This is a genomic window from Synechococcus sp. M16CYN (assembly GCF_040371545.1).
GTDB lineage: Bacteria > Cyanobacteriota > Cyanobacteriia > PCC-6307 > Cyanobiaceae > Parasynechococcus.
In genome coordinates, this window is the sequence record NZ_AP029048.1 from 1,904,261 (window position 1) to 1,922,506 (window position 18,246).

The following is an 18,246-nucleotide window of genomic DNA, read 5'->3' on the forward strand; positions in this document are numbered from 1 at the left end:
GAATTGATAGAACAAAGTGATGCTGAGAGTAAGGATCAACCCACGGACCCTTCAAGCTTGAGAGCCAGCAGCTTGTCGGCTTCCGCCGCAAATTCCATCGGCAGCTGGTTAAACACGTCTCGGCAAAAGCCGCTCACCATCATTGAAACCGCCTCCTCAAAATCGATACCACGACTTTGCAGATAGAAGAGTTGGTCCTCAGAGATTCGGCAAGTACTGGCTTCGTGTTCAATAGCAGCCTGAGGTTGCTGCGAACGGATATAAGGGTAAGTGTTAGCTGCGGCTTGATTACCGATCAACATAGAATCGCACTGGCTGTAATTCCGAGCACCTTTAGCTGCAGTACCCATCTGCACAAGGCCACGGTAGCTGTTGCTGGAATTACCAGCACTGATACCCTTGCTCACGATCGTAGAACGTGTGCGAGGGCCAACATGAATCATTTTCGTACCTGTATCCGCCTGCTGACGATTGTTCGTGAGAGCTACAGAATAGAACTCACCTACGGAGTCAGCGCCTTGTAAAACACAGCTAGGGTACTTCCAGGTGATTGCCGAGCCAGTCTCCACTTGAGTCCAGCTAATGCGACTACGAGCACCTCGGCATTGACCACGCTTGGTGACAAAATTGAAGATGCCGCCAACACCATTCTCGTCGCCAGCGTACCAGTTCTGAACAGTGGAGTATTTAATGGAGGCATCATCCAGAACCACCAGCTCCACAACGGCAGCATGTAGTTGGTTAGTGTCGAACATCGGTGCTGTACACCCCTCGAGATAACTCACCGAAGCACTCTCCTCGGCAACGATCAGAGTGCGTTCAAACTGACCTGTGTCACCAGAATTGATCCGAAAATAAGTCGAGAGCTCCATAGGGCACTTTACTCCTTTCGGAACGAACACAAAGGAGCCGTCGCTAAACACAGCAGAATTGAGAGCAGCGAAATAGTTATCATTACTAGCCACTACCGAACCTAAGTAACGTTCAATGAGCTCTGGATGTTTTTTAACCGCTTCTGTGAAAGAGCAGAATACTACCCCGTACTCAGCCAGCTTTTCTTTGTAAGTAGTAGCAACTGAAACGCTGTCGAACACCGCGTCAACGGCGACGTTGCTGAGGCGCTTTTGCTCACTAATAGGGATACCCAGCTTATCAAAAGTTTCAAGTAGCTTTGGGTCAACCTCGTTGAGGTGCGCTTTTTTTTCTCGCTGCTTTGGGGCAGCGTAGTAGACGATGTCTTGATAATCGACTGCATCGTAGCCCAAGGCAGCCCAGTTGGGCTCTTCCAATGTGAGCCAGTGGCGAAAGGCTTTGAGCCGGAAGTTGAGCAGAAAATCTGGCTCGTCCTTCTTCGAAGAGATAAGTCGGACGACCTCGTCATTCAGACCCTTGTCGATCTTATCAGTCTCGATCTCAGTCACAAAGCCGTACTTGTACGGCTGGCTGACGAGATCCCGAGTGGAGGTGCTGGTCATTCAAGTCAGCCTGCGGCGGCTTCGATCATTTCCGTAGTGATAGTCTGCGTCTTTTGTGGACAAGCGAAAGGGTTGTCTTCAGTAAGGAACAGCATGCAATGACACTCCTTACGCTCACGCATGGGAACACAAGGGCAATTCCAAAACGCTTGAGACACTTCTGCCTCCTTGTCTTCGTAATGACGGCAAGGGCAAAGAGCACTGCCAAGTTGATCCTTGTGACGTGCAAGACCCTTAAGGACGACAGCGGTCACGCTGGACTCAGAGCAGAAGTACGTGCCTGTGCGCTGAGCGTAAGCTTGCGCGAATTTGCGGATGATTCCCAGACTTTCAGCGGTCGGCTCGGGAGTGGCGTCAGACATGGAGTGAAGTGGCAAACTACGAAACCCCGAGGTTTCCTTAGCTTAAATTCTAGGCCAAGATGCTCCCCGCTGGTGACTTCAACCATCACCGTCACGTTCCGTGAAAGTTCGACTTCTCATGGCAAGGACTAGTGATTTAGCTGATTTAGCCGAAACACAATGCATGCCAGTTTACGCGATTGCGGATACTATTTCTGGACTCCGACATATTGAGGGCTATTTTTGACCTTTCTTGGTCTGGCTTATCGGAAGACGCTTTTAAACGATTGCTTTAACGACAAGAGAAAGAGAAAGCGTTTTATTGCCCTAATGCGTATACCAAGATAGCCAACGAAGCAATGACTTGCTTGAGGCGTAACTACAACAGTTTTCTTGACTGCTAAGCAGAGAAATCTATGCCAGGATCATACGGAGTTGATCCCCAATGAAAAGCGCATTTTTTTAGTTTGATTAGAATCAATATAGAACCGCCGAAAACTCTCGACTGTAGGTCACGTAATCGCCCCCAATTTGTTCCACTGTGTCCGGTTGCAACGCGTAACGCGTGTCCACTAGTAGTCGAAGGTAGACACACTTGGGTGGTTTCGAAATTAAACCGATTAATATTCAATGAGAATCGACGCTGAAACGATCGCCCGCATCGACTCTACGCTCCTCCCTCAGTTGGATCGTCATCATCTACGACTGCTTATTCACTGCCTTGAGAGCTTTCGTAGCATGAATCGTAAAACCGACGGCGCCTTGCCTGACGTAGATCAGCGGCGTCGTTGGTGCGAACAACAGCCAATGGTGGCAAGAGACACAAGATTCTTGAACGTTCTTCTCAGCCAGCTAAACAACGCAGCGCTGCAGCTTGAGTTACTTGCCGACAGCTGTGGCAAGCAGCCGCTACACCTCAGCCTTGATGACCTGATCGCAGCAGCAGAAATACGCTGCCAAAACTAGACTTTGCACTATTGAGCTGCCATTGTTTCAGTGCAGCTATCCCACGGCGATGACTCTTGAGATCCCCAATGCTCTCAGTTTCTTCCGTCTTAGTTGCGGTCGTTGGAAATCCCAACGCAGCCAGCATCACTTGCTTCATCGCCGGGCTGAAGCCGGCTCATCTTTTATTGTTGTCGAGGAGCTATCGAAAAGCGATGAACGGCTTGCTGAAATCGCTAAATGCAATGGTGAAGCGGTCAGCCGACTCATCGGCGGTTGCCGGGTCCGCTGGAGCGGATCTATGGCTTGGGATCGCGTCGGTGAATCTCATCAAGACCAGACCATGTTTGGCTTGATCCCTACTGACGACGCCGGACGCCACGGCCTATTGCTGCGGGATCGGGGTTACGCCGAAAAAACCCCAGTCGCTGGCCAGTTCCACATGGATGATGAAAACGGTCTCATCCTTGCCACAAATTACGAAATGATGAGCTCTCTAGAGCGCTTTTGGTTTGCTGGACCAAACCTGCGTTTACGCACAAGCACTGTTCAAGGGCTCTCCAACAACGCATCTTTCTGCATGGAAACCCGCCAGCTGGACAAAGGTTTTGAAGCCCCCATTCCTCCATCATCAAGTGCAAGTTCACTTGCGCCATTTGGCTGGTGAGTAAATTTGCTCAGGTAACTACTACGGAATGTAATTGCTGCCACTGAGCACTTAACCAAGCTACCCAACAATTTATGCGATCATCCTGTGTGAACGCTGTAGCGCGCATGGCCATTCCCCTTTTGGAGTACGCACCGATTACTCAGAACTCACTAAGGGCAGGGGTTTCAAATCTTCGTGTTGGCTCCGAAGAGGTGACCCGCGCATATTCCATGGCAATCGCTATGGATCCTGAGAATCTCAGGACAGTAATCGAGAGTGCTTACAGGCAGATTTTTTTTCACGCTTTCGAAACCGATCGAGACGTGAACCTTGAATCCCAGCTACGTGATGGACAGATTACCGTCCGCGACTTCATTCGCGCTTTGGTTCTTTCAGATACTTTCAAACGAACTTTTTATGGCTTTAACAGCAACTACAAGGTGGTTCGTCACCTAGTAGAGCGCATTCTAGGTCGTAAAGTAAATGGTAGGGGAGAAGAACTGTCCTGGTCGATTGTGATCGCAAGCAAGGGCCTGGAAGGTTTAGTTGACGTATTACTAGACAGCGATGAGTATCTCGACGCTTTCGGATATGATTCCGTTCCGTATCAGAGAAATCGCGTTTTGCCTGGCCGTGAGCTAGGGGACACTCCTTTCAACATCACTAGCCCACGGTACGATGAATATTATCGAGGAATATTTGGATTTCCCCAAATCGTCTTCATGGGAGGTCCTGGGAAGAAACTGCCCGAACGCGCTAAGATCAAACGCGGCGGCTCTCCTGGCGATTACTTAGAGTGGCTCAAAGATATTCCCATATCAAACGGACGAGTCAACTCAACTTCGACAGATATCGACTATATGTCGCGCGTACCTTACCGCAGTGTTGGTCGCTGACCGGAGGCAAATCCAAATGCGGATGCAGGGCTTCGGTTCCGCTTTTTTGTGATTTTTGACACTGATCCCCATAATCTGGGGTCAGCATCTACTGACCTAGTGTCGGACTCAGCGTTCGAAAAGGAAATTTTGGGCTCAAAATGATCCCGAACTAAACCTGGAGCTTTGGACGTGTCCCCAACTATTTCATCGCTGGCACGTCTAACACTCCGTCAACTTCGTCAAATCGCTAGCGATCTAGGAGTACCGCTCTACAGCCGTAAGAGCAAAGAAAACCTTGTTAATGAGGTGGCTGCTCGCCAAGAAAATCGTGATAAAGAGGTCAAGGCCAGGGAAGCTGAGCTCAGTGCACCCTCAACTTCTGTAGCAGGAACCCGTGTGGTTTTCCTTCCCCGTGATCCCCAATGGGCTTACGTATTTTGGGAGATTTCAGATATCGATCGCAAACGTGCTCAGAAAGAAGGAGCCAACCATCTGTGCCTGCGCTTGTTCGACGTAACCGGGAAGCAGGATAGCAAGGCACATCCGCATACATTGCAGGAGGTCACCGTTGACAGTCACAGTACAGAATGGTATCTTCCTATACCTCTATGCGATCGTGACTATCGTGTCGAGCTCGGTTACCGTGTTGCCAACGACTGGATGTCGTTAGCCTTCTCGTCGGTTGCACGTGTTCCCGCTCTCCATCCCAGCGAGCAAATCCTCGATCAGTTTGTTCCATTCAGCCTGGACATGTCAGCGCCGGCTTCGCCGGCCATATCAGAGCCTCCAGATGCACCACTGTACGAGCAAAAATCTATCAGCAGCAGCGGTCTACACGAACGCTTGTATCAAAGTGCCACTGTTCACTTTCGACGTCATCGGACTGGTTCAGAAGAGTTTCACGAAACCATTTACAACTCTTTGGATTCCAGGCAACCCGCGCTCAGTAGTTCTGGTGTGGGTCTATGGGCCAGCGGCCGCAATGATTCTGGACTAGGTGGAGTGGCCGCCGCACGTCAACGCTTCTTCTGGTTGGTAGCCGATGCAGAACTGATTGTTTACGGAGCAACTGACCCTTCTGCACAACTAACGATCGGTGGAGAAGATGTACCCCTATCGTCAGACGGCACATTCCGGATTCAGGTGCCGTTTCGCGACGGTGGACAGGCTTATGCTATTAGAGCAGTAGCTGCAGATGGCGAGCAGAAACACAACATCACATTCAACTTTGAGCGTCGAACAACAGACGATAACAACAGTTCGGCGAGAGGAACCCACACCGAATGATTCTAAAGTCTCCTGGCTGTGATGCGTCAACTAGCCTACGTTGGCTTGTGGCAATTACTCCCCTCGTAGGGGCCATAGGTTTTCCACTTGCAATCCCAATAGTGATGATTCGCATTGGCGTTGGGGTAGGAATTGGCCTTACTCTTGTGCTTAGTTTGCTCTGGTTTATTGTTATGCTAAAGACAGCTGAAATGCCTCACTAGAGATAACATAGCAATTGTTTTTTTGCTTCTCTTATATTCTTAGGCTTAAAAACATCTAAAATAAAAAACTTTCTTATAGCAGCCTTAATAAAAATTAAATCTTTTTATTAAAAACAACTTTTGTTTTTAAAAACGTTATTTTTTTCGTGGAAAATTATGTTTCTTAGCTGAATTCTTTTGGTATATACTTTCAATAAAAACTATAATTCTAAAAAATTCTTAATCTAAATAATTAGATAAATACAGCCAAAAGTAATGAATAATTTATTGAACTAAAGGTATTTATTAATATATTCATAAAGTTTTTATAAAACAAGCCTTTTACGCTAACAGCCTATTTACTATTATACAAAGATTTTATATTAAATAAATGCTTTTTTAAATTTACTTGTTAGTTTTAAATCTAAAATTTTTTAAGAACTAAATTAACAAATAGATTCCTTGTATTTTGGAGCCTAAAAGTATTATTAATTAATGTTAAAGTAAGCAACAATAAGTAAAATATTTACTCTTTTATAAAGTTAAATAAAGCAGCTTGCAGTCCATAATTGTAGTACTCTGAGTACGATTTATCTCGATAATAATTATCGAGATAAAAATAACGTCTATAAATGTACTAAAATACATCACTACTATACTAACAATAAAAAATATTCCTAGCGATAAATATTTTATTTACTTATCTAAGATCTTGCGAAAATTATTAAAACTTTTACTGCATCAAGCTGATCTCAAAAATCTAGGTATTTGCTGTTCCTGACATCAGTATTAAAAAATAGAATTAGAAAGCTTGTGTTATTCTTTCAATAATCTACCAAAGTTGTAACTTTATGCATCAGCTTACAGATAAACTTATGAACTATCTCTACTTTCTGCTTATTCTAAAGAGACATTTTAAAGTTCTTTATTGCAGAGGCATATGTATTATGCATAGCCACATTAATAGTAAATAATTAGTATTGCTACAGATAGACTTGCCTGCTGTCTAGTTGGTTTATAAGGCTAACTCTTAAGAAACTTGAAAGAGCAAATAGTGCTGGCATGGTTCTGATCAGGTGGTCCTTAAGTCGAGGACATATTTTAAATGCAGTTCAAGTCAATAACTCGGGCATGAATAGTAGTTATTCCGGTCTAGTGTACAGACTATTACCTTTCGTGTTTAATATCAATATCTTTGCCTGATTGGCCAATCTGGCATCGCGATAGGCCACACATTACAACTCACTATTAGACAGCCAACGCTTCATTTCTAAGTATTCCTTATGAGCTAGCTTGCTCAGTTATTTTCGGTTGATCGTCCTGATGATACTCAGGAAACTTCGACTTGAATTAGTGGCTGACTTTCAAACTTGGAAGGTAACCCGCTCAACTGATCCTGTTACCACGAGCCCAAGTAGCAATACTAGAAAAGACTAGAATGCGATTTTTAGGACATTTCAAGACCTAGGGGTGGCGATGTCAACTGGTCCACTTGGCATCTATATAAATTGATCTTATGTTTATGTTTTGCAAAACGCCATTGTTGCAGTGATGACGACGACCTCAACCTCTATGAGACCAAGCCAGCATGAGGTTCGTCTCAACAGTCCATTTACCGATCAGAAACCTGGTACTTCTGGTTTACGCAAAAGTAGCAAGCAATTCCAACAGCCTCATTACTTGGAGAGCTTCATTGAAGCCGTGCTGCGCACCCTGTTAGGTGTCAAAGGAGGCACACTGGTGCTAGGGGGTGACGGTCGGTTCGGCAATATCCACGCTATTGACGTGATCCTGCGCATGGCTGCTGCCCATGGAATAGATAAGGTGATAGTCCCCGTCGATGGAATACTTTCTACTCCGGCAGCTTCACACCTGATCCGCGCTAGGCAGGCGATCGGGGGAGTCATACTCTCCGCCAGTCACAATCCTGGCGGGCCCGATGGGGATTTTGGTGTCAAGGTGAATGGAGCAAATGGCGGTCCCGCGCCGGCTTCCTACACCGATGCAGTGTTTAAGTGCGCCAAAACTCTGACCCATTACTCGATAATAGAATTCCAACCAGTTTCCCTTGAAAGCCCAGGTGAGCAAGCAATCGGTAAGATGACAGTTGAAGTCATCGACGGTGTCGATGACTTCGTTACTTTAATGCAGCATTTATTTGATTTTGATCAAATCAGAGATTTGATCCGCAGCGGTTTTCCGCTGGTCTTTGATGCTATGCATGCGGTCACCGGTCCCTACGCCAGGCGATTGTTTGAAGATCTGCTTGGAGCACCTGCGGGTAGTGTTCGCAACGGTATTCCACTAAAAGATTTCGGTGGAGGACACCCCGACCCCAACCTTACCTACGCGCACAAGCTCGCCAAACTTCTCCTGCAAAGTGATGATTATCGCTTTGGTGCTGCCTGCGATGGGGATGGAGACCGCAACATGATCCTAGGGCACCGCTGTTTTGTGAATCCTAGTGATAGCCTGGCGGTGCTTGCCGCTAACGCCACATTAGCGCCAGCCTATAGTGACGGTCTAGCTGGAGTAGCCCGCTCGATGCCGACCAGTGCTGCTGTTGATGTGGTAGCCAAGGAGCTGGGTATCAACTGCTACGAAACGCCCACAGGTTGGAAGTTTTTTGGGAATCTACTCGACGCTGGACAAATCACTCTCTGCGGAGAAGAGAGCTTTGGTACCGGTAGCAACCACATTCGTGAAAAAGATGGTCTTTGGGCAGTGTTGTTTTGGCTTCAAATTCTGGCAAAGCGTCAATGCAGTGTAGCCGATCTCATGAATGAACACTGGGAGCGCTTTGGGCGGCACTATTACTCTCGCCATGATTATGAAATCGTGGATAGTGTCACAGCCCAATCGCTTTACAGCAGGCTTGAGACCATGCTGCCTAGCCTTAAAGGGCAAATCTTTGCCGGGCGCACCGTCAATGTAGCCGACAACTTTAGCTACACCGACCCGATTGATTTTTCGGTGACCAAAGGTCAAGGTTTACGAATTTTGCTGGAAGATGGTGGCCGTATTATCGTTCGCTTGTCTGGAACTGGTACCAAAGGAGCAACAATCCGAGTTTATTTAGAAGACTATGTACCTAGTAGTGATAATCTCAACCAAAATCCTCAAATCGCTCTTAAAGATATGATCAGCGCTATTAATGCTCTATCTGAAATCCAGCAGCTAACTGGCATGAATCAACCCACTGTAATTACCTGATTAATTGGGGTCAAGACCTGAACACTATCTCCGACTAAAGAAGCAAAAATAACATAAATCGACTTAGGCATGGCTTTGCTATTAATCAATACCTTGAGAAAAATGGTAAGCTACAGCAACACTGAAAGCTAAGGCCCATAGTGATCTAAGGTCTACCGAAAGATTTCTCTAAAAGTGTCAACTGGGTTACGGATCCGAATTTTGTGTTTAAACCTGATTTCCATCTATAAGGTACCTAGCGCCCGCACCTGACACTTGCATCGGGAAGAGGGTGTTACGTACTCATATAACAATGGGAACAACCAAAGCCAAAATGGAAGAGTAAGGATCTACTATAACTTGTCAAAAATAGCCAAACAAAACGATGGTAGATTTTATGCGTGAGCACCACTAACCAAAATTGGGGAGACTTGATGAATGATGAGATTGTCACTATCGTAGCCGCCCAGAACAGTGCTTTGCTAAGAACCTAGTTTTCTCTTAATGCTGATGCCAGTTTCTTACCCATTATCTCCTGATTGATGATAAGGTCAACAATCAAAGTTATACCATTATTAGCAAGACCCATCACCGTTACTAGGCGTATATGATTCAGTGTTTGGTTCATGCTATTTGATAATATCAGCATATTAAATAATATAGTCGTGGGCATAGCCAGCAAAGTATAGCTTAAACACGCAATCGTGACTTTTTTCATAATTAGAAACCAAGAAAATCATTTCCATCAACCTCGCGACGGCCAAGTAATTAACGCAACAATTAATTGTTATCTATAACAAATAAAATTACGCTTGCCACTACACGATCACTGCTTCCACTAAATCACTACATAGCTGAAAAAGTTGATGTCATTTGGCTATTATAACTTGCTCAAATGATGAAATTAACAAGAATTCCTAATTTATTGTTTGACAATCGCTTATCATGATTGGCAAAGATGTCAAACCTGCTAATCTTCAAGCCATAACAATAGTTAGAGCGTATGCAATTATCCTTAAATGTATGTGACTCATTATAAAAGAGTTGTACTCCTTGCTCAGGTTACTCCTTGCTTAACTGTAATGAAAGTGGTAAGGTTTCTAGTGCTTTTGGATCCTCTTAACATTTCCGCAGCGCTATACTGTCAAAATCGTTTTCTCACCAATTACGTGACATGAACTAAGATATGTTCATGTCTGCGATTATTACTACTCTCCTCATGATTCTAAACAATAGTGATAGAGCAAAGCGCTCATGCTGTCGTTCTTTCTAGAAGCTATTATCACCATGTCGATGTTTATATTCAACTCCCCAATCTCTAACTTTGACTACAACTACTTAACAGGGGCTTAAAGCTTAATCAGATAAAAATGTAAGTGTATAATACACCTTAGGCTTTAGACATCTTGACATCATCAGTATTAATATCTTGATTCGAGCTAGGAACAGCTACCGGCTCACGAATCTTCCGCTCTCACTCCAAAACGACTCTTTGTTTCCTGAAAACAGAAGCTGGACGTGCATGCACAACAATCTCACAGACGAGATAGCCAAGATAATTGTTAATCAAGAGCGGTTTCGTTTGATAAGAATAATCCATGACTAGTAATACCTCCCTGCTAAAGGATAAACCTTTATTTAAGACGACTGCTCAACACACTAGTTGTTACAGGAAAGATCAGGGTTCTACCTCAGGCTAATAAGCATTATGCAAGTCAACAATCGTTAGCTTGATATGTAAGCGTTCAGCAAGATTGTAGGAAAAGTTTATTTAGACTTGCCTCGCCCAGAATCATCTTTTAACTGAGACAGTAAAGTATAAAAAGCCCTCACAGTGCCAGAGTTTAGGTGATGACACCTAAGGTCTCACCCTTAGATGGGAAAACAAAGCTAACGAACAGCAGTCTCAGGTAACTGAGAGTTAGCCTGGATGCAGGCTGGAAGGAACACGTACCAAGACATTAGAGAGGTACACTGGGCGTCTCCTTGGCACTTGTTAGGAGCACAGACATTTTGGGAGCCGGTATAAGTACCGCAGGTGTCAGCCAAACGAAAATGGACTGGCAAGGCGGTCATAATGCCAGCAGAAGAAATCTCACCGTCAATAGAATCGGCTATGATAGCCGAACGAAGAGCCGCAACAGCCGTCTTTTTCATGCGCCAGTAAGGAAAGTAGGATGCGGTCTGATCTTTAAGAAACTCGATACCGTCACTTGAATACAAGAAACGAGATACGCCAATCACGTCAACACCGTAGCTCTTGATCATACCCGTCCGAATTTCTTCGGAAGTCCAACCAGACTTGTTAACACCAGCATCTAGGGCACGATTAGTAGCTTTACTGGTTTCGAAGAAAGTTTTAAATTCCTTGAGGGTTACGCTCCAAACAGCGCCGCCTGTATTCCAGCGCACAGGAAGTTTCGTGCCAGCTTCAGTGGGTGTAGCAAAAGCTGCCAAAAAAGCACCTGTGAGAATACCAGTAGCAAGATGAGTAAACACTGACGGTAAATATGGAGGCCTGTTGAAAATTAATCCTTCGAGCAAAAACCGCCAACTTAATTAAGCAAAAACCTACCCAATTCAATTGATCCTGCTCATTCGGGCCACTTAGTTCACAGGCTATGGCAAAAATTGTGCGGCTCACCTAACGAGCCGTACGCTTTCTGTTGAAGTAACACCCCAATGTACTTTGGCTATTCCGATGATTACTGGCTTCAGATTTCACGCACTCCAGCTAACATGGTGAACATCTTCGACTGCTGTCCCTAACAAGGTCACAAGGTAGCTCCATGTTTCTCTCAAGAGGATGGTAAGTCTTAGCTGCAACTTAAGAAGCTTGTGATTTCGGAAATCGCCTAGGCCGCATCCAAGGGCAAGATATTAAGGCACTGAGAACCTCAGTAAAGAGTAGCGCTGTACTCCATAAAGAACTCATTTAGTGGACTTGCACCTCTAACACGCTCTATCGACTCAGGACCCTGTGCTGTAATCAATCTTTCTGAGAAGTTCATAGAACGCGAATGCACAAGAATGAACGCATCGAGCGTAAGTATTTCACGGTGAAGATAGCGACAGTGGCATCGCACATACTTCTCAGTAACTCAATCCTGGACTAGGGATATTCGTCCAGCAGGTGGAACAACCCACGCAACTGCAAATTAGGGTCTAGCTGTACTTGTAAAGGCGTGTTCCGAAGCTCTGCTACAAGCAATTTGGCATCTCCTCCACATAACCAGAGTACCCCACTGCAAGCCTTCTGAGCCTCCCGTATAGCTGCAACCATAGATTGAAATACGCCACGACGCATGGCTAATACAGTTTTCTTTGGGAATCTCTCTTCATCCGGAGGGGCAAAAGGCACCGTTGGCAAGGCCTCCGTACCTTTTGTCATCGCTGAAAGCTGGAGTCGGTAACCAGGAATTAGCTGACCACCTAAAAAAGCTCCATCGGGTGAAAGCACAGTAATGCTGAGTATAGTGCCAGCATCTGCAAGTAACAGTCCAGAGGATAGGTCTAACGACAACGCAAGGCTGTGCGTCCAGCCGGCCCAGGCACCAATTGCCCGATCCACCCCCAGCCAAGGCGGACAACCCACCAAGGGAACATCTTGGAGTGTAATGCGACGCTTCCCGGCGGCAGACAAACACTCGGGAACAGCTCCAACTGCTGCCCATCCAGATAATTCTCCTGTGAGACGAGCTAGATCTGGATATGCATGATCGAAACGTGTCCCAAAGGAATCTCGCTCCCCCCAGTGCCATCGGCTGTTGCCAATTAGCAATACGCGTCGTGTGTTATGGGGTAGCTCTGTCATATGCCTTCTCCCATCAGTCCTTCTACCCGCTCCTGAGGCAGATGTATACCGCATTCCTGCTTCAATCCACCGAAACGCGTATCCCGACCGTTGAGATCTCCCGCATCTGGACCACTAGAATGCCAATCGCCCACTGTAGAATATCCCTGATCAAACAAAGGATGCTGAGGCAGTTCGTTGTCCTGCATGTAGTCAAAGACATCCCTCCTAGTCCATTCTAGGATGGGTCTTAATGAAAGCCGTTCTCGAATTGGGTCAAGCCAGGTCATTGAGCGACGGTGGTCCGTTTGCCCACTCCTAACCCCGCTAGCCCAACAATAAATATTGAGCCGGGCCAGTGATTGCTCTAGGGGTTCAACCTTGCGAATCCAATGATAAAGCTCAAGATCAGCCACAGCTCCAGTATCCCAAAGGCGACCATGCAATGCTTCCATTCGGGCTGGTGAGACCATGCTTTGCGCCACCACCAAACGAATGTCAAATAACCCGGTGAGCTGCTCGACATAGGTGTAGGTCTCCGGGGGGAGGTAACCTGTATCGACCCAAATCACCGGAACCAAGCTCCCCCACGGCAGTTGGTTCAACATGTGCAATAGCACAGATGACTGAATGCCAAAGCTGGTTGTCAACGCAAAATTTTCACCAAATTGTTGGTAAGCCCAAGCCAAACGTTCCTGAGGCGGAAGACCCTTAAGAACCAAACGATTTTGACGCAGCGTTTCAAACTGCAAATCATCTTGATTGGCCGGTTCTACCTCTACCGACGTGCGCGCTATTACGTCAGGAACCTCGATCATGCAGCCATCCTCCCCTGTCGCCGATTTAGTCACTCTGTCTATCGTTGAACAAATCATTACCGCCCATGACACCACATACTTCCTCAGCGGATGCCGTGGTGATTGTCGGTGGCGGATTTGGTGGGTTGTTTTCGTCTCTCGCTGTTCATAGGCAACTTCCTGACTGTCCTGTGGTTTTGATTGAACCCCGAAAGCAATTTCTTTTTCAGCCTTTGCTTTACGAGCTTCTTAGCAATGAGCTGCAGGAATGGGAAGTCGCCCCCCGATACAGCCAGCTAGTAAGCAATAAAGGCATCTGTTGGCTAAGGGATAGAGTAATCGGTATCGATCGCCTTACACACACTCTGCAGACTCTCTCAGGGGATCGAATCCCCTGGGGCCAGTTGGTGATCGCCACTGGATCAAAGCCCAACGACTTTGGTATTCCAGGAGTGAGGGAACACGGCAGCGGATTCTGCAATCTCAGCGATGTTCGATACCTCCGTCAATTGGTGCAAGGTTTTCATCGTCGGAGACACCCCAATGCTGCCCTGGCAATCGTTGGTGCAGGGTCCACAGGTGTTGAGCTGTCGTGCAAGCTGGCCGACCTTCTTGAAGGCAAAGCAAGGATTCATCTCATTGAGATGGGAGACAGCATCCTTCCCAACAGCTCCGCCTTTAACCGGGAACGTGCCAACGCTGCCCTTGAGCGTAAAGACGTAATCATCCACTTGAACACATCTGTGACACGAGTCGAAGCGAATCGGGTAGTTCTACGTGAAGACGATGCAATTGCTCATCAAGGTCTGGTCTGGACGGCTGGCAATCAGCCTGATTTCCCTTGCTTACAACCTCCACCCTCCATCATTCGAGGCCGACTTGCGGTAGACGGTGACCTACGGCTCCAAGGGAGTACTGACATATTTGCCATTGGAGACACTGCCATCACAATTGACCATCCAGTCCCAGCAACCGCGCAGGTAGCAATGCAACAAGGCGAAGCGGTCGGAGAAGCTATCGCAACCTTGCGCATTGGTGAAAAACCACCAATGTTTCAGTTTAATGATCGCGGAGAAATGCTTAGCCTCGGAATTGGCGACGCGACACTTACAGGCCTTGGAATTACGATGGCTGGCCCTCTAGCCTTTCAGCTGCGCCGAGCTGCCTACCTCACAAGGATGCCTGCCTTATCGGTGGGGGTTCGCTCAGCAGCCGCCTGGTTGATAAACCGTTGAAACAAGCACATCTCGGCGGCCGTACCAAAGGACTGCGTCGAAGCCAGCAGCGTCAGCTCGATCGACTTAGCCAGCGCCGTCATCCAGAAGGTAGCGGAGTAGATATTCTCGCTTTGGAGAGGCTGAGTGAGCTTGTTCTCAAACTAAAAACACCGCTCCACTTAGTAATTGACGGCCGCGGCCTTTGTCGTCTGTTGTGGCTAGGACCCCTCTCTGGCAACAATTCCCTCCTGGAACATATCCCTAACGCACCCCGTCGACAAAGCGGCGGCTGGCGGCTAGTGAGTTGTTCATTTTGCAAAGACGGGTTGAGCTCAGATCCCGCCGATGCAGTTGTTGCTCTAGACCTGGCACCACGTCAATGGCTACGCTTTGGTCCCAATCCCGCCGCAGACGGCATCCGAACGGCTGAACTCCTCCTTCCGGACTCTAGTCAAGCCAACGGCTGGCGTCATCAAGACAAGGGAGACCTGCGGCAGCTCTGTAAGATCGAGCCAGAAGAGCACTTCCCACTAACCGAAAGAACTACCCAAAGCGCGGAGCGGGTGCTGTTGCTCACTTTGACTGAGAATGAGCCAAGCAAAGGCAATCGTGAGCTGGCAGAACTGAAAGGTCTTGTGCGCAGTGCCGGAAGAAAAGCCGTTGCTGTAGTAAGTCAAAGAAGGAGCAACACTAATCTCCAAACCCTTTGGGGTAGGGGAAAACTGCAAGAGGCAGCATTAGAAGTACTTCGAAATGGTGCCTCGCTAGTTATCACAGATCGTGAGCTGACGCCGGTTCAAGCCCGCAATATTGAACGCCTTGTTAACTGCCCAGTTTCAGACCGCAGTGAATTGATCCTCGACATCTTCGCCCAGCGGGCTGGTAGTGCCGCCGGCCGACTGCAAGTCGAATTGGCTCAGTTGCGCTATCGACTTCCACGGCTCCTGGGGCGAGGTCAAAGTCTTTCACGCCAGGGTGGTGGTATCGGCACTCGTGGAGCAGGAGAAACCCAGTTAGAAAAAGATCGTCGGGCTATAAGCCGACGAATTGAACGACTCTTACGGGATCAACACCAACTCCAAATCCATCGTAGCCGCTTACGCGATCAACGCCGCGGACTGCCGAGGGTTGCATTGGTCGGATACACAAACGCCGGAAAGTCGAGCCTGCTAAATGCCCTTTGTGGAAAACGAGAAAGCGACCGGGTATTGGTGGAAAATAAATTATTCGCTACCCTCGACCCAACCACTCGCAAACTTGATCTGCCCCGTCCTGGGGACAAACCCAAACGAATGCTTCTCACCGATACGGTGGGCTTTATCAGAGACCTTCCAGCTCCTCTTGTGGAAGCATTTCGCGCCACCTTCGAAGAGGCTCTTGATGCTGATTTGGTGCTTTTAGTAGTCGATCTTGCTGATCCAAACTGGATCGATCAACTTGGCACAGTGCACCGATTGCTCGATTCCTTGGGAAGTACATCCTTACGACGGGTAGTCGCCAATCAAATTGATCGCTGCGACCTGGAAGCGATCAGCGCCATTCGCGAGCAGGAACCCGATGTCTTATTGCTGTCAGCTGTCCGCGGGGATGGTCTACAGGAGCTTCAAGAGTGGCTACGTGGGCAATTCTTTGATGCTGATGCAAAATCGCCTGCGATGACAACAAGCAACTTGTCATAATGGCTGAGTTAATCAGCGCGCTTCAGACACCGCACGCTTTGATTACTTTATCGGTTTTAGGTCTCGCGGTGATTCTATTCGTCACCGGAGCTTTAGCTCCAGAGTTGACGGGTTTACTCAGCTTAGGATTGCTCCTGGCAAGTGGGGTTCTGACCCCCCGAGAAGCTCTCGCCGGCTTTGGTAGCCCTGCCCTCATAACGTTGATAGGTTTGTTTCCTGTCTCAGCAGCACTCTTCAAGAGTGGAGCCCTCGATCGTCTACGGAGCCTGATCGCCTCAGAACAAATCCGTTCCCCACGACGGCTCATCGCCTTGATGGCTTTTGTCATTGCTCCAGTCTCAGGCGTTGTTCCTAATACGCCAGTCGTGGCATCGTTATTGCCCGTTATTGAAAACTGGTGCCATCGCCATGACATCTCACCATCAAGAGTGTTACTCCCCCTATCCTTTTCCACAGTTCTAGGGGGCACGCTCACACTGCTGGGTAGCTCAGTGAACCTGCTTATCAGCGATATTAGCCAACAGCTCGGTTATGGCCCTTTTGAGCTGTTCAGTTTCACATTGATTGGCCTGCCTGTATGGCTTGTGGGGGCTTTGTATCTAGTTATGGCTCCTCGAATACTACTGCCAGACCGCGGTCATGATCTTGATGACCTAAACCTGAGTTCCCAACGCAGCGGATACTGCACTGAGGTCACCATCCCATCCGACTCAGAACTGGTGGGGCGATCACTGCTCAACAGTCGTCTACAACGTCGGTTTGATGTCGACGTGCTCGAACTTCAACGAGGGAGTGAGAGGCTCTTGCCGCCATTGGCTGACCGCCTTCTTGAGGCTGGTGATCATTTGATTTTGCGTGTCACTCGTGCGGACTTACTTCGTTTGCAACAGGATCAAACAGTACATCTGACAACCCAGAAACAGAAACCCGGCTCTAGCCTCGATCCTGGGCAAGGAAGCGGCCAAAAAACAATAGAGGCTTTGTTACCAGCAGGATCAACCCTGGCGGGAGCAAGTTTGCGGGAATTGCGATTTCGACAAAGGCACAACGCTACAGTATTAGCCCTGCGCCGTGGCCAAGAGACCGTTCAAGAGCGGCTGGGACAAGTGGTACTTCGAGGAGGTGATGTGTTGTTGTTACAAGCACCACTCGACTCTATACGCGGCCTTCAATCCAGCAATGATCTTCTTGTACTCGACCGGTTGGAAGACGATCTCCCTACTGTTGGCCGCAAACCGGTCATGGTAAGCATCACTGTTTTGATGCTGATATTGCCCACCATCACCCCGATGCCGCTGGTTGCTGCAGTTCTACTTGCCATGGTGTCGGTCGTTGCTACCGGCTGCCTCAACCTTGGCGAACTGCAACGCTCCATCCGCCTCGATGTCTTTCTACTGCTTGGATCCTTGACCAGTTTTAGCGTTGCTCTCCAGGCTACAGGCTTAGCAGATGCGTTGGCTTCCAGTGTGCAGCAATGGATCGACGGCTGGCCGACTTACAACGCACTAGTAGTAATTTTCATCGGTACAACGCTATTAACCCAGATCATGAGTAATGCGGCTTCAGTTGCATTACTAGCCCCCGTTGCAGTGCAATTAGCACCAGCTCTCGGGTTGTCGCCTTCCGCTCTGTTGATTACCGTGTTATTTGGAACCAGCCAATCGTTTCTGACCCCTGTGGGATACCAAACCAACTTGATGGTATTTGGCCCAGGTAGGTACTGTTTTCTCGATGTCACTCGTTATGGCTTGGGACTGACCTTGATCATGACCACACTTGTGCCCACACTAATTCTCTGGCATTACAGCTGA

General features: G+C 47.7%; 14 protein-coding genes. 9 read left to right on the forward strand and 5 right to left on the reverse strand.

The window, feature by feature from the left end:
- Positions 1-35: 35 nt before the first annotated feature.
- Positions 36-1,475, reverse strand: coding sequence for a Fe-S cluster assembly protein SufB (gene sufB, locus ABWV55_RS09160; protein ID WP_353291741.1), 1,440 nt, complete (start codon positions 1,473-1,475; stop codon positions 36-38).
- A 5-nt stretch (positions 1,476-1,480) separates the two neighbouring features.
- Positions 1,481-1,837 carry a ferredoxin-thioredoxin reductase catalytic domain-containing protein gene (locus tag ABWV55_RS09165; RefSeq protein ID WP_353291742.1) on the reverse strand — a complete coding sequence of 119 codons (357 nt, stop codon included), beginning with the start codon at positions 1,835-1,837 and terminating at the stop codon, positions 1,481-1,483.
- A 609-nt stretch (positions 1,838-2,446) separates the two neighbouring features.
- On the opposite strand from ABWV55_RS09165, the gene ABWV55_RS09170 reads away from it, so the two are divergent.
- The 6 genes from ABWV55_RS09170 to ABWV55_RS09195 all read left to right on the forward strand — a co-directional run bounded on the left by ABWV55_RS09170 (position 2,447) and on the right by ABWV55_RS09195 (position 8,970).
- Complete coding sequence (locus ABWV55_RS09170; protein WP_353291743.1) at positions 2,447-2,782, forward strand: hypothetical protein; 336 nt, start codon at positions 2,447-2,449, stop codon at positions 2,780-2,782.
- Between the two features lie 49 nt (positions 2,783-2,831).
- Positions 2,832-3,428, forward strand: a complete 597-nt coding sequence (locus tag ABWV55_RS09175) for a phycobiliprotein lyase (RefSeq protein ID WP_353292735.1) — start codon at positions 2,832-2,834, stop codon at positions 3,426-3,428.
- A gap of 107 nt (positions 3,429-3,535) precedes the next feature.
- A complete protein-coding gene (locus ABWV55_RS09180; RefSeq protein ID WP_353292736.1) occupies positions 3,536-4,306 on the forward strand; it encodes a phycobilisome rod-core linker polypeptide in 771 nt (256 codons plus the stop codon).
- Between the two features lie 171 nt (positions 4,307-4,477).
- Positions 4,478-5,575, forward strand: a complete 1,098-nt coding sequence (locus ABWV55_RS09185) for a DUF4912 domain-containing protein (RefSeq protein ID WP_353292737.1) — start codon at positions 4,478-4,480, stop codon at positions 5,573-5,575.
- Positions 5,572-5,778, forward strand: a complete 207-nt coding sequence (locus ABWV55_RS09190) for a hypothetical protein (protein WP_353291744.1) — start codon at positions 5,572-5,574, stop codon at positions 5,776-5,778. Before ABWV55_RS09185 ends, ABWV55_RS09190 begins: the two co-directional genes overlap by 4 nt.
- A gap of 1,530 nt (positions 5,779-7,308) precedes the next feature.
- Complete coding sequence (locus ABWV55_RS09195; protein ID WP_353291745.1) at positions 7,309-8,970, forward strand: alpha-D-glucose phosphate-specific phosphoglucomutase; 1,662 nt, start codon at positions 7,309-7,311, stop codon at positions 8,968-8,970.
- Between the two features lie 1,869 nt (positions 8,971-10,839).
- Here the strand turns inward: ABWV55_RS09195 and ABWV55_RS09200 are convergent.
- The 3 genes from ABWV55_RS09200 to ABWV55_RS09210 all read right to left on the reverse strand — a co-directional run bounded on the left by ABWV55_RS09200 (position 10,840) and on the right by ABWV55_RS09210 (position 13,560).
- Positions 10,840-11,448 (reverse strand): protein phosphatase, encoded by a 609-nt coding sequence (locus ABWV55_RS09200; protein WP_353291746.1) that lies wholly within the window; start codon positions 11,446-11,448, stop codon positions 10,840-10,842.
- 613 nt (positions 11,449-12,061) lie between these two features.
- A complete protein-coding gene (locus tag ABWV55_RS09205) occupies positions 12,062-12,763 on the reverse strand; it encodes a type III pantothenate kinase (protein ID WP_353291747.1) in 702 nt (233 codons plus the stop codon).
- Positions 12,760-13,560 carry a phosphoadenylyl-sulfate reductase gene (locus tag ABWV55_RS09210; RefSeq protein ID WP_353292738.1) on the reverse strand — a complete coding sequence of 267 codons (801 nt, stop codon included), beginning with the start codon at positions 13,558-13,560 and terminating at the stop codon, positions 12,760-12,762. Before ABWV55_RS09210 ends, ABWV55_RS09205 begins: the two co-directional genes overlap by 4 nt.
- 65 nt (positions 13,561-13,625) lie before the next feature.
- On the opposite strand from ABWV55_RS09210, the gene ABWV55_RS09215 reads away from it, so the two are divergent.
- From ABWV55_RS09215 to ABWV55_RS09225, 3 genes are read left to right on the forward strand one after another with little or no spacing between them, the layout of a single operon-like run.
- Entirely contained in the window at positions 13,626-14,774 is a 1,149-nt protein-coding gene (locus tag ABWV55_RS09215) for an FAD-dependent oxidoreductase (protein ID WP_353291748.1), read from the forward strand.
- Positions 14,771-16,435, forward strand: coding sequence for a GTPase HflX (gene hflX / locus ABWV55_RS09220; protein ID WP_353291749.1), 1,665 nt, complete (start codon positions 14,771-14,773; stop codon positions 16,433-16,435). Before ABWV55_RS09215 ends, hflX begins: the two co-directional genes overlap by 4 nt.
- Positions 16,435-18,246 (forward strand): SLC13 family permease, encoded by a 1,812-nt coding sequence (locus tag ABWV55_RS09225; protein WP_353291750.1) that lies wholly within the window; start codon positions 16,435-16,437, stop codon positions 18,244-18,246. The genes hflX and ABWV55_RS09225 overlap by 1 nt, the downstream gene beginning before the upstream one ends.